This is a genomic window from Aeribacillus sp. FSL K6-2833, assembly GCF_037965815.1.
Lineage (GTDB): Bacteria > Bacillota > Bacilli > Bacillales > Aeribacillaceae > Aeribacillus > Aeribacillus composti.
Map to the genome: position 1 here is coordinate 1,566,424 of NZ_CP150189.1, position 22,823 is coordinate 1,589,246.

The 22,823-nt window shown below is 39.4% G+C and carries 24 protein-coding genes and 1 other annotated feature; of the genes, 23 read left to right on the forward strand and 1 reads right to left on the reverse strand.

Annotation, left to right across the window (positions count from 1 at the left end; all coding sequences use genetic code 11):
- The first annotated feature begins 32 nt into the window (after nt 1-32).
- The 11 genes from murG to sigG all read left to right on the forward strand — a co-directional run bounded on the left by murG (nt 33) and on the right by sigG (nt 10,786).
- Complete coding sequence (gene murG / locus NSQ94_RS07835; protein WP_063388495.1) at nt 33-1,139, forward strand: undecaprenyldiphospho-muramoylpentapeptide beta-N-acetylglucosaminyltransferase; 1,107 nt, start codon at nt 33-35, stop codon at nt 1,137-1,139.
- Between the two features lie 16 nt (nt 1,140-1,155).
- Nucleotides 1,156-2,067 carry a UDP-N-acetylmuramate dehydrogenase gene (murB, locus tag NSQ94_RS07840; RefSeq protein ID WP_066251810.1) on the forward strand — a complete coding sequence of 304 codons (912 nt, stop codon included), beginning with the start codon at nt 1,156-1,158 and terminating at the stop codon, nt 2,065-2,067.
- Between the two features lie 172 nt (nt 2,068-2,239).
- Nucleotides 2,240-3,031 (forward strand): cell division protein FtsQ/DivIB, encoded by a 792-nt coding sequence (locus NSQ94_RS07845; protein WP_063388493.1) that lies wholly within the window; start codon nt 2,240-2,242, stop codon nt 3,029-3,031.
- Nucleotides 3,018-3,725, forward strand: coding sequence for a DUF881 domain-containing protein (locus NSQ94_RS07850; RefSeq protein ID WP_063388492.1), 708 nt, complete (start codon nt 3,018-3,020; stop codon nt 3,723-3,725). Before NSQ94_RS07845 ends, NSQ94_RS07850 begins: the two co-directional genes overlap by 14 nt.
- 49 nt (nt 3,726-3,774) lie before the next feature.
- A complete protein-coding gene (locus NSQ94_RS07855) occupies nt 3,775-4,497 on the forward strand; it encodes a DUF881 domain-containing protein (RefSeq protein ID WP_232515562.1) in 723 nt (240 codons plus the stop codon).
- Between the two features lie 2 nt (nt 4,498-4,499).
- Nucleotides 4,500-4,871, forward strand: coding sequence for a small basic family protein (locus tag NSQ94_RS07860; RefSeq protein ID WP_063388491.1), 372 nt, complete (start codon nt 4,500-4,502; stop codon nt 4,869-4,871).
- Nucleotides 4,872-5,000: 129 nt separating this feature from the next.
- Complete coding sequence (gene ftsA / locus NSQ94_RS07865) at nt 5,001-6,287, forward strand: cell division protein FtsA (protein ID WP_063388490.1); 1,287 nt, start codon at nt 5,001-5,003, stop codon at nt 6,285-6,287.
- A 41-nt stretch (nt 6,288-6,328) separates the two neighbouring features.
- Nucleotides 6,329-7,462 carry a cell division protein FtsZ gene (gene ftsZ, locus NSQ94_RS07870; protein WP_063388489.1) on the forward strand — a complete coding sequence of 378 codons (1,134 nt, stop codon included), beginning with the start codon at nt 6,329-6,331 and terminating at the stop codon, nt 7,460-7,462.
- A 718-nt stretch (nt 7,463-8,180) separates the two neighbouring features.
- Complete coding sequence (spoIIGA, locus tag NSQ94_RS07875; RefSeq protein ID WP_327856266.1) at nt 8,181-9,107, forward strand: sigma-E processing peptidase SpoIIGA; 927 nt, start codon at nt 8,181-8,183, stop codon at nt 9,105-9,107.
- Between the two features lie 51 nt (nt 9,108-9,158).
- Nucleotides 9,159-9,878 carry an RNA polymerase sporulation sigma factor SigE gene (gene sigE, locus NSQ94_RS07880; protein WP_063388487.1) on the forward strand — a complete coding sequence of 240 codons (720 nt, stop codon included), beginning with the start codon at nt 9,159-9,161 and terminating at the stop codon, nt 9,876-9,878.
- Nucleotides 9,879-10,009: 131 nt separating this feature from the next.
- A complete protein-coding gene (sigG, locus tag NSQ94_RS07885) occupies nt 10,010-10,786 on the forward strand; it encodes an RNA polymerase sporulation sigma factor SigG (RefSeq protein WP_063388486.1) in 777 nt (258 codons plus the stop codon).
- Here sigG and NSQ94_RS07890 read toward each other — a convergent pair.
- A complete protein-coding gene (locus tag NSQ94_RS07890) occupies nt 10,780-12,576 on the reverse strand; it encodes an IS1182 family transposase (protein ID WP_339230510.1) in 1,797 nt (598 codons plus the stop codon). The two genes, sigG and NSQ94_RS07890, sit on opposite strands and share 7 nt — an antisense overlap.
- A 201-nt stretch (nt 12,577-12,777) precedes the next feature.
- Between NSQ94_RS07890 and NSQ94_RS07895 the strand changes: the two genes are divergently transcribed.
- From NSQ94_RS07895 to pyrR, 12 genes are all read left to right on the forward strand, one after another.
- The gene (locus NSQ94_RS07895; RefSeq protein ID WP_063388485.1) at nt 12,778-13,029 is read left to right on the forward strand and encodes a YlmC/YmxH family sporulation protein; all 252 of its coding nucleotides are present in this window, start codon (nt 12,778-12,780) and stop codon (nt 13,027-13,029) included.
- 82 nt (nt 13,030-13,111) lie between these two features.
- Entirely contained in the window at nt 13,112-13,939 is an 828-nt protein-coding gene (gene pgeF, locus NSQ94_RS07900) for a peptidoglycan editing factor PgeF (RefSeq protein ID WP_066246584.1), read from the forward strand.
- Between the two features lie 3 nt (nt 13,940-13,942).
- Complete coding sequence (locus NSQ94_RS07905) at nt 13,943-14,614, forward strand: YggS family pyridoxal phosphate-dependent enzyme (RefSeq protein WP_066246582.1); 672 nt, start codon at nt 13,943-13,945, stop codon at nt 14,612-14,614.
- A 22-nt stretch (nt 14,615-14,636) separates the two neighbouring features.
- Nucleotides 14,637-15,098, forward strand: a complete 462-nt coding sequence (locus tag NSQ94_RS07910) for a cell division protein SepF (protein WP_063388482.1) — start codon at nt 14,637-14,639, stop codon at nt 15,096-15,098.
- Nucleotides 15,099-15,107: 9 nt separating this feature from the next.
- Nucleotides 15,108-15,371: a YggT family protein gene (locus NSQ94_RS07915; protein ID WP_063388481.1), complete on the forward strand. Its 264-nt coding sequence runs from the start codon at nt 15,108-15,110 to the stop codon at nt 15,369-15,371.
- 78 nt (nt 15,372-15,449) lie between these two features.
- Nucleotides 15,450-16,226: an RNA-binding protein gene (locus tag NSQ94_RS07920; protein WP_063388480.1), complete on the forward strand. Its 777-nt coding sequence runs from the start codon at nt 15,450-15,452 to the stop codon at nt 16,224-16,226.
- A 95-nt stretch (nt 16,227-16,321) separates the two neighbouring features.
- Nucleotides 16,322-16,831, forward strand: coding sequence for a DivIVA domain-containing protein (locus NSQ94_RS07925; protein ID WP_063388479.1), 510 nt, complete (start codon nt 16,322-16,324; stop codon nt 16,829-16,831).
- A 51-nt stretch (nt 16,832-16,882) separates the two neighbouring features.
- Nucleotides 16,883-17,107: a binding site (T-box leader), on the forward strand.
- Nucleotides 17,108-17,159: 52 nt separating this feature from the next.
- Entirely contained in the window at nt 17,160-19,934 is a 2,775-nt protein-coding gene (gene ileS / locus NSQ94_RS07930; RefSeq protein WP_063388478.1) for an isoleucine--tRNA ligase, read from the forward strand.
- A gap of 301 nt (nt 19,935-20,235) precedes the next feature.
- Nucleotides 20,236-20,526 carry a molecular chaperone DnaK gene (locus NSQ94_RS07935; RefSeq protein WP_130156256.1) on the forward strand — a complete coding sequence of 97 codons (291 nt, stop codon included), beginning with the start codon at nt 20,236-20,238 and terminating at the stop codon, nt 20,524-20,526.
- A 94-nt stretch (nt 20,527-20,620) separates the two neighbouring features.
- Nucleotides 20,621-21,097: a signal peptidase II gene (lspA, locus tag NSQ94_RS07940; RefSeq protein ID WP_063388476.1), complete on the forward strand. Its 477-nt coding sequence runs from the start codon at nt 20,621-20,623 to the stop codon at nt 21,095-21,097.
- Nucleotides 21,098-21,100: 3 nt separating this feature from the next.
- On the forward strand, nt 21,101-22,015 hold the full coding sequence (locus NSQ94_RS07945) for an RluA family pseudouridine synthase (RefSeq protein WP_339230512.1): 915 nt from the start codon (nt 21,101-21,103) through the stop codon (nt 22,013-22,015).
- Nucleotides 22,016-22,178: 163 nt separating this feature from the next.
- Nucleotides 22,179-22,724 (forward strand): bifunctional pyr operon transcriptional regulator/uracil phosphoribosyltransferase PyrR, encoded by a 546-nt coding sequence (pyrR, locus tag NSQ94_RS07950; protein WP_063388474.1) that lies wholly within the window; start codon nt 22,179-22,181, stop codon nt 22,722-22,724.
- The last annotated feature ends 99 nt before the right edge of the window (nt 22,725-22,823 follow it).

Here is a 22,823-nt window from a genome sequence, read left to right on the forward strand (position 1 = left end):
AAAGTTTCTAACATTTCAGGGGGGCTTTTTGAATGAACATTGTCGTAAGTGGAGGAGGAACCGGCGGTCATATTTATCCTGCGCTTGCTTTCATAAAAGAAGTGAAAAAATATGACCCTCATGCCAATTTTTTATATATAGGGACGGAAAATGGACTGGAAAAAGAGATTGTGGCACGGGAAGGGATCCCGTTTAAAGCGATTAAAATTAGCGGTTTTAAACGAAAGCTGTCGTTTGATAATGTTAAAACAGTTTATCGATTTTTCAACAGCTTCGCCATCTGCAAAAAGCTGCTAAAAGAGTTTCAGGCGGATGTTGTAATTGGGACTGGAGGATATGTTTCGGGACCAGTCGTTTATGCAGCCAGCAGACTCGGAATACCGACAATCATCCACGAACAAAACAGCGTGCCTGGTTTGACTAATAAATTTTTAGCAAAATATGTTGATAAAGTCGCCATTTCTTTTGAAAGCTCCAAAAAATTTTTTCCGGAAGAAAAAGTTGTTCTAACAGGAAATCCTCGCGCGCAGGAAGTGATTGGCGGCGATCGGGCAAAAGGTAAATCATCTTTAAATTTAACAGAGAATGTAAAATCCGTGCTCATCTTTGGAGGAAGCCGCGGGGCAAGACCGATTAATGAATCTGTCCTCAGCATCCTTGACGAATTATCGAAAAAGCCGTATCAAATTGTTTATGTCACCGGTGAGGTTCATTACAAGCAAATAATGGAACAAATAGGTGATTGCGGCCGGCTGAAAAATATTATTATCAAACCGTTTATCCACCAAATGCCGGATGTGCTGGCAGCAGTTGATTTAATCGTATCAAGAGCAGGTGCTACGACTTTAGCGGAAATAACAGCGCTTGGTCTTCCAAGCATATTAATTCCAAGCCCGTATGTTACAGCCAATCATCAAGAAGCAAATGCCCGCACACTCAGTGAAAGAAACGCTGCCGTTTTATTGCTTGAACAAAATTTAACAGGGCATCGTTTGTTAACGTTGATCGATCAAATTTTACTGAATCCGGAAACGTTGAAGAGCATGAGCGAAGCTTCTTTTGAACTGGGAGTTCGTGATGCAGCCAAAAGGCTTTATCAAGTCATGAACGAACTTGCCGCTGCTAATAACAAGATTTGAAAATGGGGGGATACATGTGAAGCAGCTGTTGGAAGAGTTAATTCGAGCTGATGTAGGAAAAGTGCTTGAGAATGAGCCGTTAAAAAAACATACAACGATGAAAGTCGGCGGACCGGCAGATGTGTTTGTCGAGCCAAAAAGCATTGAAGGCTTAATGAAAACAATGGAAATCATCAAAAAGCATCATGCAGATTGGCGCGTAATAGGGAGAGGATCCAATTTACTTGTTTTAGATGAAGGAATTGCCGGGGTCGTAATTAAATTAGGAAACGGCATCAGCCATTTAACCATTCAAGATGAGGAGATCACAGTAGGGGGAGGCTATTCATTAGTCAGCCTGTCAACATTGATCAGCAGAAAAGGATTGTCTGGTTTAGAATTTGCCAGCGGCATTCCCGGATCTGTAGGCGGTGCGGTCTATATGAATGCGGGTGCGCACGGCTCGGATATTTCAAATGTTCTCAAAAAGGCGCATATTTTGTTTGCAGATGGGACATTAGAATGGCTTTCCAATAAAGAAATGGAATTTTCATACCGCAGCTCCATCTTGCAAAAAAAGCGCCCGGGAATATGTTTAGAAGCGGTATTTCAATTAAAAAAAGGAGATAGAGACAGCATCGTATCCACGATGCAAAAAAATAAAGAATATCGCCGTGAAACACAACCTTGGAACCATCCTTGCGCAGGAAGCATTTTCCGAAACCCCCTTCCTCATTATGCTGGTCAGCTCATTGAAAAAGCCGGCTTAAAAGGCTACAAAATCGGAGGCGCAAAAATATCGGAGATGCACGGGAATTTTATTGTCAATGAAGACAATGCAACAGCTTCAGATGTTCTGGCCCTCATCGATTTTGTAAAAAAGACGATTTACGAGCAATTCCAAATCAAAATGGAAACGGAAGTTGAAATTGTTGGAAGGAATAAATAGGAAAAATCTTTCTCCCTTTCAGCTTGTACATTATGTTATAATATTTCAACAAGATTTTTTTAAAACGGCATGCTATTGCCGTTTTTTCACCTTTAAACATTTTTTGCTCCTTTTGGACAAGCTTATATATTAAACCTGGATTCAATGAATCTAGGATGGGGTGAACATAGACTTGGAAAAAGAAAAAATCGTTTCAATCGAGGATCGGATACCGAAGCTCAAGCAGCAGCGCAAACAAAAGGCAAATAGGAGATTTATACTATTTATTCTCACCTTCTCCTTGCTTATTTTATTAATTATTTATTTAGAAACGCCGTTAAGCAAAGTGAAAAACGTAGAAGTGAGCGGAAATGTCAATGTTCCCAGCGATGAAATCATTTCGCTTTCCGGTATCGATCAACAGACGAATTTTTGGAGTGTTAATAAAGAAAAAACGATCAAAGCCTTGAAAAAACATAAAGAAGTGAAAGGTGCGAACATAGTCAAAATTTTCCCTCACACCATTCGGATTGAAATTGAAGAAATGAAACGAGTAGCCTACGTGTCCAATGGATCATCCTTTTACCCGGTTTTGGAAAACGGGGAAACTTTAGATGGACAAAAAAGCGTAAAAGTGCCTGATGCTCCGATCTTATTCGGTTTTGACGATGCTGAATTTGCTCATCTCATGACTGAACAATTGACAAACCTTCCGCATTCCATTTCCAATTCCATTTCTGAGGTTCACTATACGCCGGAAAAAATGGATCCGTACATAATTACATTATTTATGAACAACGGCTATGAAGTGAGAGCTTCTATGAAAACTTTTGCTGAAAAAATGCGTTCATATCCAATGATTGTAAAAGAACTCAACCCGAAAGTAAAAGGGATTATCCACTTAGAAGTCGGTTCTTATTTTGAGCCTTACAGCAAGAAAGGATCACAGAAGAATAAAGGGGACAAAGCCGATGAGGAAAGCTAATGCCAGCCATGTCATGTTATTTTTTATTATGCTCGTCGTCGGTTTCTTAATTTCATATTCTTTTCAATGGACAAAAGAAAGAAAAGATTTGAATGTATCACCAGAACAGTGGGAAAAAGAATATGAAACAAGAAAGCTGCTGATCAATCAAGAAGAAACAAACCGGAAGCTCCAGGAGGAGCTTTTTCAAAAACAAAAAAAAGTTACAGAAATTGAAGAGCAATTGAAAAAAGAGAAAGAGCTTTATTATAACTTAGTTGAAGATGTTGAAAAATTGAGGATGTTTGTAGGAGAGGTAGGGGTTGTCGGCGAAGGGATTGAAGTGACGCTCGAAGACTCTTCTTATGTTCCAGAAGGGGAAAATGTGAACAATTATATTGTTCATGAAAGCCACATCTTTAAAGTTGTGAATGAATTGCTCATTTCAGGTGCGACCGCTGTAGCGATCAACGGACAAAGAATATTCCATCATTCTTATATCATCTGTAACGGCCCCGTCGTAACGGTAGATGGAAACCAATTTCCCGCTCCATTTGTTATTTCTGCCATCGGAGATGCTGAGGTATTGACGCAGGCGCTAAACATTGCAGGAGGCGTTTTGGATCAGCTTGCCTATGAAAATATTGTTGTAAAGGTGGAAAAGAAAAAAGAAATTAAAATGGGGCCCTATTTGTCAAATGAACTGGATGATTAGCGGAAACCCTAGCTAACCTAGCTCTAGAAAAAAGAAAGGTGATGGACGATTGATTAAACCAAAATGGAAATTTGCCTTTACATTTTCCATCATTACAACAATTTTTGGGTTTATGCTTGGCGTGCAATATCGATCCATAGAAGAACCGGACGAGCGTGATACGAGGGATATGTGGGAGCTCCGTGAAGATTTAAAAAGAGAACAAAAGCTTCAAGTGGAATTGTTAGAAGAAATCCGCAAATATGACCAAATGCAAAGGGAAATGGAAAAAAACGAAAGTCCTGAAAAAGCGTTGAAAGATACTTTAGAAGAGCTGAAGGCGAAAGCGGGTTTAACCGAAGTAAAAGGTGAGGGTGTCGTTCTCACAGTTGAGCCTTTGTTTGACAGCAACCTGCTCGGAAAACCTATTCAGCCGATTTCGCCAGAGCTTTTAAAGCGTCTGATCAATGAAGTGAACTCTTATGAAGCAAAAGAAATTTCAATAAACGGATACAGAGTTGTCAACACAACCGTTATCCGCGATATTAACGGAATAACGAAAATTGACGGAAACAGTCTGAACACTTACCCGATTGAAATCAAAATTTTATCAAACGACGCTGAAAAACTTTACAGTAAAATAAATGGATCTGCATTGAAAGACGATTTTGCGATTGATAATTTGAAATTGACCGTATCTGCACCGCAGAAACAGCTAATTATACCGCCTTATGAAAAATCGATCCGCATTCAAAATATGGCACCTCTTAAAGATGAAAAGGAAGGGAATTAGTTATGTGGCTCCCGGTTATCGGAATTCTTTTAGGTATCATCTTAGGTCTGTACAGCAACATTCAAATTCCAGATGAATATTCCAACTATTTATCAATAGCCATACTTGCTGCGCTTGATACTCTGTTCGGGGGATTCCGGGCATACTTGCAAAATTCTTATGATGAGCTTGTGTTTGTTTCCGGATTCTTTTTTAATATACTTTTAGCTGCAAGTTTAGCTTTTCTCGGCGTTCATCTTGGTGTAGACTTGTATTTAGTAGCAATGTTTGCTTTTGGAGTTCGGCTTTTCCAAAATATAGCGGTTATTCGCAGAATTTTAATCGCAAAATGGAACAGCGGCAGAAATACGCACAAAAAAAAATCCAACTTTTAAAAGGGAAAATAGATCAAGTGTTGAATTTACACATATACAAATTGAAACAAATATGTAACGTTCGTTTCATTGTATTGTTCTATTGGACGTAATAGAATAGTAGTATTGGATAAGGAGGTGCCAAAAGCATTGAACAGCAATGAAATATTTGTCAGTCTTGACATCGGTACATCCAATGTAAAAGTAATCATTGGCGAAATGATGGATGAATCGTTAAACGTTATTGGTGTTGGTAATGTGAAATCAAAAGGCTTAAAAAAAGGATCAATTGTTGATATAGATGAAACCGTTCATTCTATTAAAAAGGCTGTGGAACAAGCGGAAAGAATGATCGGCATGCCCCTCCATAAAGTTGTTGTCGGTGTGAGCGGCTCTCATGTAAAACTTCAAGATTGTCAAGGAGTAGTGGCAGTTTCAAGTGAAAACCGAGAAATTCAAAATGAAGATGTAAGGCGTGTCATTGAAGCTGCACAAGTTTTATCCATTCCCCCAGATCGGGAAATTATAGATTGCATTCCGAAGCAGTTTATTGTAGACGGTCTTGACGGGATACATGATCCAAGGGGAATGTTGGGAGTAAGGCTGGAAATGGAAGGGCTGCTCATCACCGGATCAAAAACTATTCTACATAATTTACTGCGCTGCGTTGAACGTGCAGGCCTTGAAATTACGGATATTGCACTTCAGCCTCTCGCATGTGGTTCAGTTGCTTTATCCAAAGACGAAAAAAATTTAGGCGTAGCTCTTATCGATATTGGCGGGGGATCCACTACCATTGCAGTTTTTGAAAACGGAGAGTTAAAAACAACTTCCGTTCTACCGGTTGGGGGAGAACACATTACCAACGATTTATCAATTGGTCTTAGAACTTCCACAGAAAATGCTGAAAAAATTAAAATTAAACATGGACATGCCTTTTATGATCATGCATCTGAAGACGAGGTGTTTGATGTTCCGATTATAGGCAGCGATAAAATGCAAAAATTCAATCAGCTTCAAATAGCTGATATTATTGAGGCTAGAATGGAGGAAATTTTTCTGCTTGTAGCTCAAGAAATTGCAAAACTGGGCTTCAGGGAATTGCCCGGAGGTTTCGTGTTAACTGGCGGAAGTGCAAACATTCCTGGTGTGCTTGAACTTGCTCAAACTGTACTCGCCCACAATGTTCGGATTGCTAGCCCCGACTACATAGGTGTTAGAAATCCTCAATACATGACAGGTGTCGGTCTCATCCAGTTTGCCTACAAAAATGCAAAAATTCAAGGGAGACGGATTGGATCGAAGGTGGAGGTGGAACAGATTAAGCAAACTGTTCCGAGTGAAGCGAATGAAGTGACTTTAAAGCAAAAAACGAAGCGTCAAAATGAAGAAAAAATGAGCAGAGTGAAGAAATTTTTTGGGTACTTTTTCGAATAAATTTCGTCAATAGAGCATTGATGGATTAGGGAGGATTTTGCATGTTGGAGTTCGATACGAATATTGACGGCTTTGCAACAATTAAAGTTATTGGAGTAGGAGGCGGCGGAAATAATGCCGTCAACCGGATGATTGAACATGGTGTGCAAGGTGTAGAGTTCATTGCTGTCAACACTGATGCACAAGCATTAAACCTTTCAAAAGCAGAAACAAAAATGCAAATTGGCGCAAAATTGACAAGGGGCCTTGGTGCAGGAGCAAATCCAGAGGTCGGAAAAAAAGCTGCTGAAGAAAACAAGGAACAAATTGAAGAAGCTGTAAAAGGTGCAGACATGGTGTTTGTAACGGCTGGAATGGGAGGAGGCACCGGAACTGGTGCAGCACCTGTCATTGCGCAAATTGCCAAAGATTTAGGAGCACTGACGGTCGGCGTTGTCACGAGGCCGTTCACGTTTGAAGGAAGAAAACGCGCTATGCAGGCGGCTGGTGGAATTGCAGCCATGAAAGAAGCCGTTGACACTCTTATTGTGATTCCGAATGACAGACTTCTTGAAATTGTTGATAAAAATACGCCGATGCTTGAAGCTTTCCGTGAAGCGGATAACGTTCTTCGTCAAGGAGTGCAAGGTATTTCTGATTTAATTGCTGTGCCGGGACTCATCAATCTAGACTTTGCGGACGTGAAAACGATTATGTCGAACAAAGGTTCTGCATTGATGGGAATCGGAGTAGCAACGGGAGAGAACAGAGCGGCTGAAGCTGCCAAAAAAGCAATCTCAAGTCCGCTTCTTGAAACTTCAATTGACGGGGCGCAAGGAGTATTGATGAACATTACCGGCGGAACAAATTTAAGCCTATATGAGGTTCAAGAAGCAGCCGATATTGTTGCATCAGCCTCGGACCAAGATGTCAACATGATCTTTGGATCTGTTATTAATGAAGATTTGAAGGATGAAATTGTTGTAACAGTGATTGCAACTGGATTTAGAGAAACTGAAATAAATCCTAGCAAGCAAGAAGCGAGACCATTTGCTCCTAATAAGAAGCCAAATGTTGCAACTAAGCGTGAAGTGAAAAAGGAAGAGCCGACTCACGACATTACGAGCCGTGCATTGCAGCAGGCAGAAGATACGCTTGACATCCCGACATTTTTAAGAAACAGAAAGCGCCGCTAAAAAAAGCATGGGTGACAATAGACGTCATCCATGCTTTTTTCTTAAAGCTCATCAAGCGGGCAAAATGGAAGGTTTTTAATATTTGCATGCGTAAAACAGTTTAAATATTGGACTGGAACATAAATATTTGCAGGATTCAGAGATTCCTATTAGGCATGATTTGTTCAAAAATCGCATTACGGCGGAATGAATCAAAACATTATGTAAAAATAAATAAACAGATTTGAACGCGTTCCCGAAAATAGCAAAATGAATGAATCAAAACTTTATGAAAAAATACGACATGCCATTTTAAAAAAATACGGATCCTTGCTGAAAATGAAATGCCAAGTATATGGTAAGTTCTAATATTTTTTTGAAATATAAATTGCAGATATATACGCGAAAGGACCTGGCTTTTTTAGCCAGGCTTTTTCTTCGTTCTGAAAAAGTAAAAACATTTACGCAGCTTTTTTAAGAAAAGATCTCCTGTAATTTCCCCATCGTCGCTTAACGAAAGTGTTTACAACTTCAGCAATTTAGCTTTCTTCCTCTAAAAGGCTTGTACCGTTTTTTTCTTTAACCATTTTTCCATTCGACGAAAACATTAGGAATCCGTCAAAAATTGTATGCTGTACTCGCCACTATTTGACACAATTTGGAATGAATAGCGTTTATACTACCTATTAATAGCAAGTCAGAAGCCTAGAAAATTGAATGGTGGGAGAGGAAGAGGCGGTTGACCATTTATTTGGATGCTATTTGGCTGATGAATTTTTGCTTTGATATCATGCTCCTTTTTCTTACAGCAATCATCTTAAAGAGAAACATTGTATGGAAAAAAATAATGATTGCTTCGCTCATCGGCTCCGCTATTGTGATATTGCTTTTTTCGCCTTTCGCACAGCTGGCGAGCCGTCCGGAATCAAAACTAATCCTCTCATGTGTGATGGTTCTTTATGCTTTTGGCTTTAAGAAGTTTCGCTACTTTATAGAAAATTTATTGACTTTCTATTTTGTCACTTTTGCAGTTGGGGGAGGTATGCTTGGCACTTATTATTTTTTTCAAGTAGGCTTTTCATTTCAAAATAACATGATTTTAACAAATGGAAATGGCTTCGGAAATCCTGTCAGCTGGTTATTTATCGTGGTCGGCTTTCCGATTATTTGGTATTTTTCCCGCTTGCGGCTTGAACAGGTTGAAGCAAAAAAAATCCACTATGATCAAATTGTCGATGTTTCGATCACGATGATGGAGAAAAAAGTAATAGTAAAAGGATTGATTGATAGCGGCAATCAATTGTATGATCCCATCACTAAGAAGCCAGTCATGATTGCCGAAGCGGAAAAATTAATGACCGTGTTTCCTGAAAGTATGCACCAAGTCATTTCTAATCGAAATCCTATGGAGGCTGTGACAGCCATAGAACAGAAAGAATGGATCGGCAGGCTGAAAATTATTCCGTATCGGTCTGTTGGCCAGGATCTTCAGTTATTATTAGCCGTAATAGCAGACGAAGTGGTGATTCATACAAAAGAAGAATCATTAATGCTGTCCCGCCCGCTTATTGGACTAAATCATTCGCGGCTTTCAAGCGAAGACGATTATCAATGCATTATTCATCCAAAAATGATCCAGACGGGTAAACAAAAAGATGCTTCTTAGCCTTTATTCATAGCATACTCATAAACCAATTTGTTTAGAAGGGGGAACAACATGAAAAAAATTAAGCTTTATCTCACGTATATATGGTACAAGTTTTTAACAAAATTAGGGATCAAAACAGATGAAATTTATTATATCGGCGGAAGCGAAGCGCTGCCGCCTCCGCTTTCGAAGGAAGAGGAAGAAATACTGTTAAAAAAACTTCCGAGCGGCGATAAGGCTGCCCGTTCGATTTTGATTGAACGAAATTTGCGCCTTGTCGTGTATATTGCCCGAAAATTTGAAAACACCGGCATCAATATTGAAGATTTGATCAGCATTGGGACGATCGGTCTAATTAAAGCAGTCAACACCTTTAATCCCGAAAAAAAGATCAAGCTTGCGACATATGCATCTAGATGTATAGAAAATGAAATATTAATGTATTTGCGCAGAAATAATAAGACAAGATCTGAAGTTTCTTTTGATGAACCGTTGAACATTGATTGGGATGGAAATGAACTGCTTCTTTCGGATGTTCTCGGAACAGAAGACGATATTATTACAAAGGATTTGGAGGCTAATGTTGACCGAAAGCTATTAATGCGGGCGCTGCAGCAATTAAATGAACGAGAAAAACAAATAATGGAGCTTAGGTTTGGATTGCATGGCGGAGAAGAAAAAACGCAAAAAGATGTGGCTGACATGCTCGGGATTTCTCAATCTTACATATCAAGATTGGAAAAAAGAATTATTAAGCGTCTTCGAAAAGAATTTAATAAAATGGTGTAATTTTTGCTTGCTAGTCGCATGTATAGCGAAAAATCAACAGCGTGTTCACTCTGAAAAGCTTGTGCATATTTTTCCCCTTCAGGGAGATACTTAACTTAAGACAGCAAGAACTCCTGTAAGGGGGAAACGAAATGACAAGAAATAAAGTTGAAATTTGCGGTGTTGATACTTCGAAGCTTCCTGTTTTAAAAAATGAAGAAATGCGAGAATTATTTAAACAAATGCAAAGCGGTGATTTATCAGCCAGAGAAAAGCTTGTCAACGGAAATTTGCGACTCGTTTTAAGCGTCATCCAAAGATTTAATAACAGAGGCGAGTTTGTCGATGATCTTTTTCAAGTAGGATGTATTGGGTTGATGAAATCTATAGATAATTTTGATCTGAGCCAAAACGTAAAATTTTCTACTTATGCTGTACCGATGATCATCGGTGAAATTCGTCGATATTTGCGAGACAACAATCCGATACGTGTTTCAAGATCATTGCGTGATATTGCCTATAAAGCTTTGCAGGTGCGTGAAAAACTCATGAGCGAAACGTCACGTGAGCCGAAGGCAGAAGAAATTGCTAAAGAGCTGAATGTGCCGCATGAAGAAATCGTTTTTGCTTTAGACGCCATTCAAGATCCAGTTTCATTATTTGAACCGATTTATAACGACGGCGGTGATCCGATCTTTGTCATGGATCAGTTAAGCGACGAGCGAAATCGCGATTCCAAGTGGATTGAAGAAATTGTTCTAAAAGAGGGGATCAGAAGATTGAATGATCGGGAGAAGCTGATATTGAAAAAAAGGTTTTTTCAAGGCAAAACACAAATGGAGGTAGCAGAAGAAATCGGCATTTCCCAAGCTCAAGTTTCTCGGCTTGAAAAAGCTGCCATTAAACAAATGACCAAAAATATTCAATAATCATTGGGGCTGTCCGATAAGTCCCTAAAATGAAGCAAGTGGAGAAAAACAATTCGTTTCTCTCCACTTGCTTTTATATTTTTTCGATTTTTATCTGAAAGTAGCTGGCGGATGCCGGCTACTTTCAGTATGTTGTGGGCTAATGCCACAATCCCAAACTCAACATGTACCTTGTCGAGGCCCCGCAAAGAAAATCTGCGGAACGACCGATTGCCCTTGATGTGACCGAACACACTTTCTGCCTCGACTTTGCGTCGAGCGTAGATTGCGGCTTTCTCTTCACATTCAAGGGCTGTTTTGGCCTTTGCTTTCATTTCTTCGAAGATGGGATTCCAGTGAACTTGACGATTTCCCTTCGCTTTTGTGCATTTCGCTTTCAATGGGCAATCGGTACAATCTTCACATTCGTATATTTTGAAGCTTTGTTCATAGCCAGATGGATTCTTTTTGTTTTGGTATTTTTTAAACGTTACTCTCCTTCCATTCGGGCAAATAAAACAATCCTCCTCTTCACAATAGGTCCAGTTTTTGGCATTTTTAATGTCTTTTTTGTATGTACGTGTTTGTTCTTTTACATAGCTCCCATAAGGAATTAGAAACTCAAAACGGGGCTCTTTCTCATCACCAACTGCATATACATAGTTTTCTTCACTACCATAGCCTGCATCCGCAATGACCGTTTTGGGCATCGGTAATGAACTGGAGGCTAGCTTCTCCATATGTGGGATAAAGCAACGTGTATCGGTCGGTCGTTGATGAATGGTATAAAACAAGATAAACTGATTCTCTGTCCCCATTTGCACGTTGTATCCGGGCTTGAGCTGACCGTTTTTCATATGGTCTTCTTTCATGCGCATGAAGGTTGCGTCTTTGTCTGTTTTCGAGTAGCTGTTACGGTCACCGAACATTTCCTTTTGTTCCTTGTATCTTGCCATTCGGGGCAGGAAATCTTCACGAATTTGTTTCACCGATTTCTTTAATTGACTGCGTTTTTTTCGCTTCTCTTTCCGAATGGATGTATCGGTCTCCTTTTCGATTTCTTCCGTTAGCGTTTCAACTTTTTCTTCTATTTCTTTTGCGATTTCCTCCAGGTTTTGTTCGGTGATCTCTGTATGTTGATCGCTTTCCTTTTGCCCTGTTCCGGCTTCTAATTGGGTTAATTCATGAATGTGCTTTAGTGTTTCTTGGATTTTTTCTTTTAATTTCTCTTCGAATTTCAAAGTGGATTTTTTCCACACAAAAGAATACTTATTGGCATCGGCTTCGATCTTAGTGCCATCCAAAAAGTAGTTTTCCATCGTGATGTAATGTTCTTTTATCAATTTGAGAATCATGACTTCAAAGAGCTCATCCATTAAAGCTTTCATCCGTTCCCCTCGGAACTCATTAATGGTGCGAAAATCTGGTTGTTGCATCGCTGAAAGCCACATGGCAGGAATATTTTCTTTAACGAGTTTTTCGATTCCTCGGCAGGAATAAACCTTTTGAGAATAAGCATACAGAATGATTTTCAGCATCATTTTGGGATGATAGGAACTTCTGCCGCCGCCTTTATAATGAGAAAACAATTGTTTATCTGGTATCGCCTCCACCATTTCGTCCACGACACGTGCCACGTGATGTTCGGGTATAAGAGATTCAATATCATAAATCATTTGAACTTGACGGTTGTCATATGGTTTGAAAGTAGGGGCTAAATTTCTTTTGGCAGGAGTTTTTTCTTCTTTTCCATCTAGAGGAAGTGTCATTTGTGTGTTATAATTTTCACGAGTAATCATTTGATTGCTCATAAAAAATCGTCCTTTCTGTAATGTTGTGTGGTAACTTCATTTTACTAGAAAGGACGATTTTTTTGTGCATTTTTTTTAAAAAGTGAAAAAATGAGGGGCTCCAAAAAGTCAGTTACCCTGACTTTTTGGACAGCCCCTTTATCATCATTCAAAAAAAAACTCATATACTGATTGTAAAAATACTTGAGGGGAGAAGCCGGCATGATCCATATTTCCGATTTGCAAATAAAAGATGTTGTGAATGTCCATGACGGAAAAAAATTAGGAAGCATTGAAGACGTTGACATCGACTTAAAAACTGGTAAAATTCAAGCGATCATGATCACTAGTCAAGGGAAGGTTTTAGGTTTTTTTGGAAAAGGGGAAGAAATTGTCATTCCTTGGAGGAACATCGTAAAAATCGGAAAAGATGTTATTTTAGTAAGAGTTTCGAAAAATGTTGAAACAGAATAAGAATCGCACGAATTTTGGTTAAATGTTGGCTTAAAGATATGTTAAAATAAAAATAAGAGAATTGTCGAAGAGGAATGGTACAATGAAACATGAACCGTTTCAATTAACAGATGAATCTTTTTTCTCCATACCTGCTTGGGTGAAGCTTCATTCTCAGATTACAGCAGGTTTTACGACGAGAAAAGGAGGATTTTCCAAGAATGGTTTTGCTTCATTAAATTTAGGTCTTCATGTGAATGATGAAAAGGAAACGGTGATCAAAAATCGAAAAATCATTGGGGACAAAATTCGTTTTGATCTACCAAACTGGGTATGTGCCGATCAAGTCCATGACAAACAAATTGTCAAGGTAGTAAATAAACATAAAGGATCAGGGGTTTTTACATATCGTCAATGCATCACTCAAACGGACGGCCTATACACATCGGAAAAAAATATATTACTTTCCCTTTTTTTTGCTGATTGTGTTCCGATTTTCTTTTTTTCTCCAAAAGACTCACTGATTGGCATCGCACATGCGGGCTGGAGAGGGACTGCGAAAAATATAGCAGGTGAAATGATCGACAGTTGGGTTTTGCACGAAGGTGTGCAAGCTCAAAATATATTTGCAGCCATAGGTCCTTCAATCGGCGAATGCTGTTATGTCGTCAATGACGATGTGATCGATGCGATCAAACCTCTTTTTGACAATGAGACGACATTTTATAAACAGCTTGAGAACGGCCTTTATTCTATTCATCTTGCAGAAATCAACAAAAGATTGTTAATGAAAAAAGGAGTGCCGGAACATCAAATCCTATTGACCTCATATTGTACAAGCTGCGATCAAGATTTGTTTTTTTCCCATCGAAGAGATCAAGGGAAAACAGGACGAATGATGGGATTTATCGGTTTGAAGGAGGGATACTAAGCCTTGTCAGTGAAAGAAAATTTAGCACGAATCCAACAGGAAATCGAACAAGCATGCAAAAAATCAAATCGAAAAATAGATGATATCCAAATTATTGCAGTGACGAAATATGTAACGGTAGAACGGGCTATAGAGGCGATAAATTCAGGCATTTTACACTTAGGCGAAAACAGGGATGACGGTTTTTTATCGAAATATAACAGCATTGGGTCAAAAGCTGTCTGGCATTTCATCGGCACACTTCAAACTCGAAAAGTGAAAAATATTATAGACAAGGTGGATTATATTCATTCGTTGGATAGAATATCGCTAGCAAACGAAATTGAAAAAAGAGCAGATCGAACGATCAAATGCTTTGTGCAAGTAAATACATCTGGCGAACAGTCAAAGCATGGTGTGGCTCCTGAACAATGCATTGATTTTATTCAACAGTTGAAGGAGTATCGCCATATCGAAGTTGTCGGATTAATGACAATGGCTCCATTTACAGAAGATGAAGATGAAATCAGAAGATGCTTCCGAAGTTTAAAGCAACTGCAGGAACAAGTGAAAGCACTAAATATAGCGAATGCACCATGTACAGAGCTATCAATGGGGATGTCCAACGACTACAAAATCGCGGTTGAAGAAGGGGCTACTTATCTTCGCATCGGCTCCTCGCTAGTAGGTACATAAAACGAAACTGGAGGTAAATCAGATGAGCTTAAAGAATAAATTTAAAAGCTTTTTTGCCCTCGATGATGAAGATTATGAGATTGAAGATATGGAAGCTCCGGAAGAGAAACACCAACATGAACCGATTATGTTCAATCACAACAGCAGCGTTGAAAAAAATGCCGCTTTCGGAAAACAAAATGTTGTAAGTTTGCAAAGCGCCCAAAAATCCACTAAAGTAATATTATGTGAGCCAAGAACGTATTCAGAGGCGCAAGAAATTGCTGATCATCTGAAAAACCGCCGTTCATGCATTGTCAATTTGCAGCGGATCGGGCATGATCAGGCAAAAAGAATTGTTGATTTTTTAAGCGGCACTGTTTATGCGATTGGCGGAGACATCCAGCGTGTTGGAACAAACATATTTTTATGTACCCCAGATAACGTAGATGTCGCCGGCTCCATTTCCGATTTCATGGCAGATGATGAAAATAAAAGGTGGTAGAAATGATTGATGGGGACAATATATAACATATTAAGTTTTTTGCTCGATATTTATTCCTATGCGATTATCATTTATATTTTGATGTCTTGGTTTCCGAATGCAAGGGAAACGTCCATTGGACAATTTTTAGCGGCTATATGTGAGCCTTATTTAGAACCGTTTAGAAGAATCATTCCTCCATTAGGGATGATTGATGTATCTCCTATTGTTGCATTGATTGCCCTGCATTTTGCAGATTATGGGCTGTATGCTCTTTTTAGTATGATTTCATAAAATTCATTCGCCGATTGACATTCGAATTGTTTTGTATGCCAATCGGCTCTTTTCATATCATAATTGGAGTTGTCTCTTATGGAGAGTGTTTATCAGCATTTTCGCAAAGAAGAAAGGGAGTTCATTGACAAAGTCTTTGGATGGAAACAAATTGTGACTGAGCAATATCGGCCAAAATTGACCGATTTTTTAGATCCGCGGGAACAGAAAATCATTAAGACATTGATCGGTGAAAATCCGGATGTTCACGTGCAATTTTTCGGAGGCTATAAAAATGCTGAAAGAAAGCGGGCTTTTTTTTACCCTGACTATATTCAACCGACATTAGATGATTTTTCAATGTTCGCATTTGAAATCATGTTCCCGAAAAAATTCGTGACATTATCACATCGCGAAGTGCTTGGATCGCTTATGTCGCTCGGCTTAAAACGGAGCAAGTTCGGCGACATTATCATTCATGATGAAACGGTGCAAGTCATGGTTGCGCAAGAAATTGCCAATTTCCTGCAGCTGAACTGGAATAAAATTGGAAAGATTTCCGTTCGTTTGAAACAGATCCCATTCGAAGATGTGTTTTCTCATGAAGAAGAAATGGATATTTCTTTGATCACCGTTTCTTCGCTTCGGCTCGATGCTGTTCTAGCAAATGTTTATCACCAATCTCGGCAAAAAATAAAATCGCTTATTGAAAATAGTCTCGTCAAAGTCAATTGGAAAATTGTTGAGGATGCTCATTTTGAAATTGCGGAAGATGATGTGTTATCTGTCCGAGGATTCGGAAGAAGCAAAGTTTTGGCAATTGAAGGGAAAACAAGAAAAGATAAGTGGCGCATTAAGATCGGAATACAAAAATAATATTACAAATGGAAAGATTTTTGCCCATTCTGTCGAAAAATCGTTTATAATTGGATTAGTGTTTTGCGAAAAACATACATATGGAGGTGGAATTTGTGCCTTTAACCCCGCTGGATATTCATAACAAGGAATTTACAAAAGGCTTTCGCGGCTATGATGAAGATGAAGTAAATGAGTTTTTAGATCAAGTGATTAAAGATTATGAAATGGTCATCCGCGAAAAGAAAGAATTGGAATTAAAGGTGAAGGAATTAACCGAGAAGCTGAATCACTTTACAAATATAGAAGAAACGTTAAATAAATCGATTTTAGTTGCGCAGGAAGCTGCGGAAGATGTGAAAAGAAACGCTCAAAAGGAAGCGAAGCTGATCATTAAAGAAGCGGAAAAAAATGCTGACAGAATCATCAATGAAGCACTTGCTAAATCGCATAAAATTGCAATGGAAATCGAAGAGATGAAAAAGCAGTCAAAAGTATTCCGCACCCGTTTTCAAATGCTCATCGAAGCACAGCTTGATCTGCTAAAAAATGATGATTGGGATCACTTAATGGAATACAATGTCGAGCCAATCTTAGGAGAAGAAGCGGAAGAACCGAAAGTATAACTTGACTTTTTTGTTCGTGATTTCATATAATACGAAAATAAAACGGAATATGACAAAACAATGAGAGGGACAGTAGTCCTTTCAAGCCCTTTATGACAGCGAACCGGGGACGGTGGAAGCCCGGGTAAAGGCGAAAGGATGAACATCACCCTTGAGTCCATAGCTGAAACATGCTAGTAGGCTGTGGCGGCCAAGTCCGTTATGTTTATGAGTGGATGTGCATGATTTGTGCGCATCTAAAAGGGTGGTACCGCGAGATTCCTCCTCGTCCCTTAGGGATGAGGAGTTTTTTTATTTTAGTGAACAAATATTATGTGGAGGAATGGGAATGGATTATAAAGAGACGTTACGAATGCCGAAAACAGACTTTCCAATGAGAGGAAACCTTCCGAAAAAAGAACCTGAGATCCAGAAAAAATGGGAAGAGATGGATATTTATGAAAAAGTGCAGGAGCGCACGAAAGGACGGCCTCTTTTCATATTACATGATGGTCCTCCGTTCGCAAACGGGGATATTCATATGGGGCATGCCTTAAACAAAATTTTAAAAGACATTATTGTCCGTTATAAATCCATGAGCGGATATTGCGCACCGTATGTTCCAGGATGGGATACGCACGGTCTGCCAATTGAAACAGCACTTTTGAAGAAACAAAAAATCAATCGAAAAGAGATGGATGTCGCGCAGTTTCGAAAACATTGCGAGCAATATGCATGGGAGCAAATTGAGCGGCAGCGCGTGCAATTTAAACGCCTTGGAATTCGAGGCGACTGGAAAAATCCATATGTCACCTTGAAACCAGAATATGAAGCTCAGCAAATTCGCGTCTTTGGAGAAATGGCGAAAAAGGGATATATTTATAAAGGCTTGAAGCCGGTTTATTGGTCTCCATCGAGCGAATCTGCCTTGGCAGAGGCGGAAATTGAATATTATGACAAACGCTCGCCTTCTATTTATGTTGCATTTGAAATAAAGGACGGAAAAAATGTATTAACAGATGGAGAAAAAATCGTCATTTGGACGACTACTCCTTGGACTATCCCTGCAAACTTAGGAATTGCTGTTCATCCTGATTTGGAATATTCTGTAGTGAAGGTTGGAGCTGACAAGTTTGTGATCGCATCTGCCCTGCTCGAAGAAGTGGCAAAAGAGCTGGACTGGACAGAATATGAAGTAGTGAAATCGTTTAAAGGCAAAGAGCTGGAATATGTGGTTGCGAAACACCCGTTCTATGACCGCGATTCATTAGTGATCCTTGGCGAACATGTAACGACCGACGCTGGTACAGGATGCGTCCATACAGCGCCAGGCCATGGGGAAGACGATTTTGTCGTCGGACAAAAATATAACCTAGGCGTATTATGTCCTGTCGACGAAAGAGGGTACATGACAGAAGAAGCTCCAGGGTTCGAAGGATTGTTTTATGATGACGCAAATAAAAAAATAACGGAAAAATTAGAAGAAGTAGGGGCATTGCTAAAGCTTTCATTTATTACTCACTCCTATCCACATGACTGGCGGACAAAGAAACCAACGATTTTCAGAGCAACAGCGCAATGGTTTGCGTCCATTAAAGATTTTCGAGACGAATTGCTGCAAGCAATTAAAGAAACGAAATGGATCCCTAATTGGGGAGAAATTCGCATTCATAACATGATCCGCGATCGAAGCGATTGGTGTATTTCCCGTCAGCGGGCATGGGGCGTGCCAATTCCAGTGTTTTATGGTGAAAATGGGGAGCCGATCATAACAGATGAAACGATTGAACATGTGGCAAAACTGTTCCGCGAGCACGGCTCGAACGTTTGGTTTGAACGCGAAGCAAAAGACCTGCTTCCAGAAGGATTTACACACCCTTCAAGCCCGAACGGCATTTTTACAAAAGAAACAGACATTATGGACGTTTGGTTCGATTCAGGCTCTTCTCATCAAGCAGTTTTAGTTGAACGGGAAGATTTGCAGCGTCCTGCTGATCTTTATTTAGAAGGCTCTGACCAATATCGCGGCTGGTTTAATTCATCGCTGTCTACAGCAGTTGCTGTCACCGGAAAAGCTCCATATAAAGGCGTTTTAAGCCATGGATTTGCGCTGGACGGCGAAGGACGGAAAATGAGCAAATCGCTAGGAAATGTTGTTGTTCCTGCCAAAGTGACGGAACAGTTTGGAGCAGATATTCTTCGTCTATGGGTAGCATCAGTTGATTATCAATCGGATGTTCGCGTCTCTGATGCAATCTTAAAACAAGTATCTGAAGTATATCGGAAAATTCGCAACACGTACCGTTTCTTGTTAGGAAATTTGTTTGATTTTGATCCAAATCAGCATCGTGTTTCTGTAGAAAAATTAAGAGAAGTGGATCGCTATATTCTCATTAAACTGAATAAACTAATTGCCAAAGTGCGAAAAGCATATGAAGAATATGATTTTGCATCCATCTATCATGACGTTCACAATTTCTGTACGATTGAGCTAAGCTCATTTTATCTTGATTTTGCAAAAGACATTCTGTATATTGAGGCTGCTGACAGCCATAATCGACGCTCTATCCAAACAGTTTTATATGAAACGCTTCTTGCTCTTGTAAAGCTGATGACACCGATTTTGCCGCATACAACAGAAGAAGTATGGGGACATATTGAATCAGTTGAAGAAAAGAGCGTACAGCTTGTCGATATGCCGGAAGCTGTAGAGATTGAAGGCAGCAAAGAGATTGAAGCGAAATGGGATCAGTTTATGTCAGTTCGAGATGATGTATTAAAGGCCCTGGAAATTGCCCGAAATGAAAAAGTGATCGGCAAATCGTTAAATGCTGCTCTCATCCTTTATCCGAACGAAGAAATAAAAGAATTGTTCAATTCAATACAAGAGGACTTAAAACAGCTGTTTATTGTTTCCCAGTTAGAAATTGCCGGTGATTACAAAGATGCTCCAGAAGAAGCGCAAACATTTGATAGCATCAAAATAATTGTGAAGCAAGCGGATGGTGAAACTTGTGAAAGATGTTGGGTTGTTTCAACAGATATAGGCACTGATCAAGACCATCCGACATTGTGCAAAAGATGTGCAAGCATTGTGAAAGATCACTACAGCCATTTAGCATAGTTTTATCAGCTCCCTGTGCAAACAGGGAGTTTTTTCATTTAGCAATGCTTCCTCATAAAGAAGTGTCATAAAAAGAACGATCTTTCATTGAAATCCGTCATAGTCAATTGGAAAAGTTTTCTCGGATGCTTTTTCAAAAATGAATACTTTGCTCAAAATTGAAAGAAGAATTCAGCTTTTTAGCTTTTAAAGTGTGAATCATTTCCAAGCCGCTATTTACGTGTGTGGAAAAACTTGAATGTGATAGGAGGCAGTACGGCGGTTACAATATAAATACAAAACAGACGAGGGGGTTTTAATAATGAATCCGCTCGATCAAATCAAAGACGAATTAACGTTAATGAAGAACGAACTTAATGCGCGGCTCGCCAAAAGTCAATTGGATGACCCGATTTTTATCCGGGATGTAAAAAATGAGCTCAACGATGTTGAGCTTGCATTGGAAAAAATGGAATATGGACTTTATGGCATATGTGAAGAAACATTGCAAAAATTGCCGCTCGAACAATTGGCACAAATTCCGACAGCCAGAACGATTCATGATTTTCTCAATATGAAATCATATTTAAAAAAAACACTAGAATATCATTAAGAAGTGAAGTGAACAATCTTCACTTTTTTGCTTGTTCCCCTTCTTTACTGTTTGTCAAAAAATGTGCTAAAATTTGATGGAAACTTGCCAGTGAGTGGAGGAACGCAGTGTGCTTAAATATTTGATTGCATTATTTGTCATCGCTCTCGACCAATGGACAAAATGGCTGATCGTAAAAAATATGGAAATTGGCGAAAGCATTGAAATTATCAACGGATTTTTATACATAACGTCTCACCGCAATAAAGGAGCGGCTTGGGGAATATTGCAAAACCAGATGGTGTTCTTTTATGTGATTACCATTATTGTTGTCGTAGCGATTATTTATTATATGCAAAAATATGCGAAACAAAATGCAATGCTGGGGGTTGCTCTCAGCTTAATGCTCGGCGGAGCGATTGGGAATTTTATTGACCGCCTTTTCCGCAAAGAGGTGGTGGACTTTATCCATACATATATTTTCGGTTATAATTTTCCAATTTTTAATATTGCCGATTCATCTTTAACAATCGGTGTTATTTTACTTTTCATATATTTTCTGTTTTTTGAAGAAAAGAAGCAAAAGGAGTAGAAAATGGAGCAATTTACTTTTATTGTGACGGAAAAAGAGGAAAATGAACGAATAGATAAATTTTTGGCCAATAAAGATGAGAATTGGTCAAGAACGTCGGTCCAAAATTGGATCAAGGACGGGGTTGTTTCAGTAAATGAAAAATCGGTGAAGGCCAATTACAAGTGCCAAATTGGTGATGTCATCACTGTATCTGTTCCAGAACCGGAAGAGCTGGATGTCAAGCCTGAGCCGATGGAGCTTGATATATACTATGAGGATGAAGATGTCATCGTTGTCAATAAACCGCGTGGGATGGTCGTTCATCCAGCGCCGGGACACACTTCAGGAACGCTTGTGAACGGTCTTTTATATCATTGTAAAGATTTGTCCGGAATTAACGGAGTCCTTCGCCCGGGAATTGTTCACCGGATTGATAAAGATACTTCAGGTTTATTAATGGTTGCCAAAAATGATTACGCTCATGAATCATTAGCAAATCAATTAATGGAAAAGAGGGTTGAAAGGAGATATAAGGCGATTGTACACGGGGTAATTCCGCACGATCATGCCACAATTGATGCTCCGATCGGCAGGGATCCAAAGGATCGGCAAAAAATGACGGTAACAAAAACAAACAGTAAAGAAGCTGTCACCCATTTTCATGTGCTGGAACGATTTTCGGATTATACATATATTGAATGTCGACTGGAAACTGGAAGAACGCATCAAATCCGCGTGCATATGAAATATATCGGTTTTCCGCTAGCCGGCGATCCAAAATATGGACCGAAAAAAACACTTCCGATTCATGGACAGGCTCTTCATGCAGGCGTACTTGGTTTTGAGCATCCAAGAACAAAAGAGTTTTTGAAGTTTGAAGCATCGCTCCCGGAAGAATTCGAAAAGATTTTGCAAATGTTAAGAAATGATCGTTGACATTTACGAGCTGCTCTGTCATAATACGTTTAGACAATACAGCATCCTTTAACTGCAGTTCCGTGAGGCTGAGAAGGAATCGTATGGCAATAGGTGAGCTATGCACAAAACCTCTCATCCTCAGGATGAGAGGTTTTTTTAACCGAAATTTGAGGTGATGAGCATGCCGGAAAAAGCGGTTGTTTTAGATGAGCAGGCGATCAGAAGGGCGCTAACTAGAATAGCCCACGAAATTATCGAACACAATAAAGGTATAGATAATTGTGTTTTGGTCGGAATCAAGACAAGGGGAATTTATCTAGCCAAACGTCTTGCAAAAAGAATAGAGGACATTGAAGGAAAAGAGATACCTGTCGGCAACCTTGACATTACTTTTTACCGGGATGATTTAACACAAAAAACAGAAAGCGGTGAACCGCTCGTTAAAGGTTCAGATATCCCGATCGATATTAACAATCGAAAAGTCATTTTAGTAGACGATGTCCTTTACACGGGAAGAACGGTACGGGCAGCGATGGATGCCATTGTTGACTACGGCAGGCCAGCGCAAATCCAGCTAGCTGTACTTGTTGACCGCGGCCATCGCGAACTGCCGATCCGAGCGGATTATGTCGGGAAAAACATACCTACTTCAAAATCAGAAAAAATTGTTGTACAGCTTTTGGAAGTAGATGAAAAAGAAAAAGTATCCATTTATGAAAATGAATAGATGTCCCTTTTAATAGCAGTCCCGTGAGGCTGCAAAGGGGTCCGAAAGGTGTATACGCTATTTGTATGCACTTTGGCAAAACCTCTTTGTGCCTCATCG

What these genes read in the sequence shown, in the direction of transcription:
- murG (WP_063388495.1), top strand. Translation starts at nt 33, where the DNA reads ATGAACATTGTCGTAAGTGGAGGAGGAACCGGCGGTCATATTTATCCT.
- NSQ94_RS07850 (WP_063388492.1), top strand. Translation starts at nt 3,018, where the DNA reads ATGAGGAAAGCTAATGCCAGCCATGTCATGTTATTTTTTATTATGCTC.
- NSQ94_RS07860 (WP_063388491.1), top strand. Translation starts at nt 4,500, where the DNA reads ATGTGGCTCCCGGTTATCGGAATTCTTTTAGGTATCATCTTAGGTCTG.
- ftsZ (WP_063388489.1), top strand. Translation starts at nt 6,329, where the DNA reads ATGTTGGAGTTCGATACGAATATTGACGGCTTTGCAACAATTAAAGTT.
- sigE (WP_063388487.1), top strand. Translation starts at nt 9,159, where the DNA reads ATGAAAAAAATTAAGCTTTATCTCACGTATATATGGTACAAGTTTTTA.
- sigG (WP_063388486.1), top strand. Translation starts at nt 10,010, where the DNA reads ATGACAAGAAATAAAGTTGAAATTTGCGGTGTTGATACTTCGAAGCTT.
- NSQ94_RS07890 (WP_339230510.1), bottom strand. Translation starts at nt 12,576, where the DNA reads ATGAGCAATCAAATGATTACTCGTGAAAATTATAACACACAAATGACA.
- NSQ94_RS07895 (WP_063388485.1), top strand. Translation starts at nt 12,778, where the DNA reads ATGATCCATATTTCCGATTTGCAAATAAAAGATGTTGTGAATGTCCAT.
- pgeF (WP_066246584.1), top strand. Translation starts at nt 13,112, where the DNA reads ATGAAACATGAACCGTTTCAATTAACAGATGAATCTTTTTTCTCCATA.
- NSQ94_RS07910 (WP_063388482.1), top strand. Translation starts at nt 14,637, where the DNA reads ATGAGCTTAAAGAATAAATTTAAAAGCTTTTTTGCCCTCGATGATGAA.
- NSQ94_RS07915 (WP_063388481.1), top strand. Translation starts at nt 15,108, where the DNA reads ATGGGGACAATATATAACATATTAAGTTTTTTGCTCGATATTTATTCC.
- NSQ94_RS07920 (WP_063388480.1), top strand. Translation starts at nt 15,450, where the DNA reads ATGGAGAGTGTTTATCAGCATTTTCGCAAAGAAGAAAGGGAGTTCATT.
- ileS (WP_063388478.1), top strand. Translation starts at nt 17,160, where the DNA reads ATGGATTATAAAGAGACGTTACGAATGCCGAAAACAGACTTTCCAATG.
- NSQ94_RS07935 (WP_130156256.1), top strand. Translation starts at nt 20,236, where the DNA reads ATGAATCCGCTCGATCAAATCAAAGACGAATTAACGTTAATGAAGAAC.
- NSQ94_RS07945 (WP_339230512.1), top strand. Translation starts at nt 21,101, where the DNA reads ATGGAGCAATTTACTTTTATTGTGACGGAAAAAGAGGAAAATGAACGA.
- pyrR (WP_063388474.1), top strand. Translation starts at nt 22,179, where the DNA reads ATGCCGGAAAAAGCGGTTGTTTTAGATGAGCAGGCGATCAGAAGGGCG.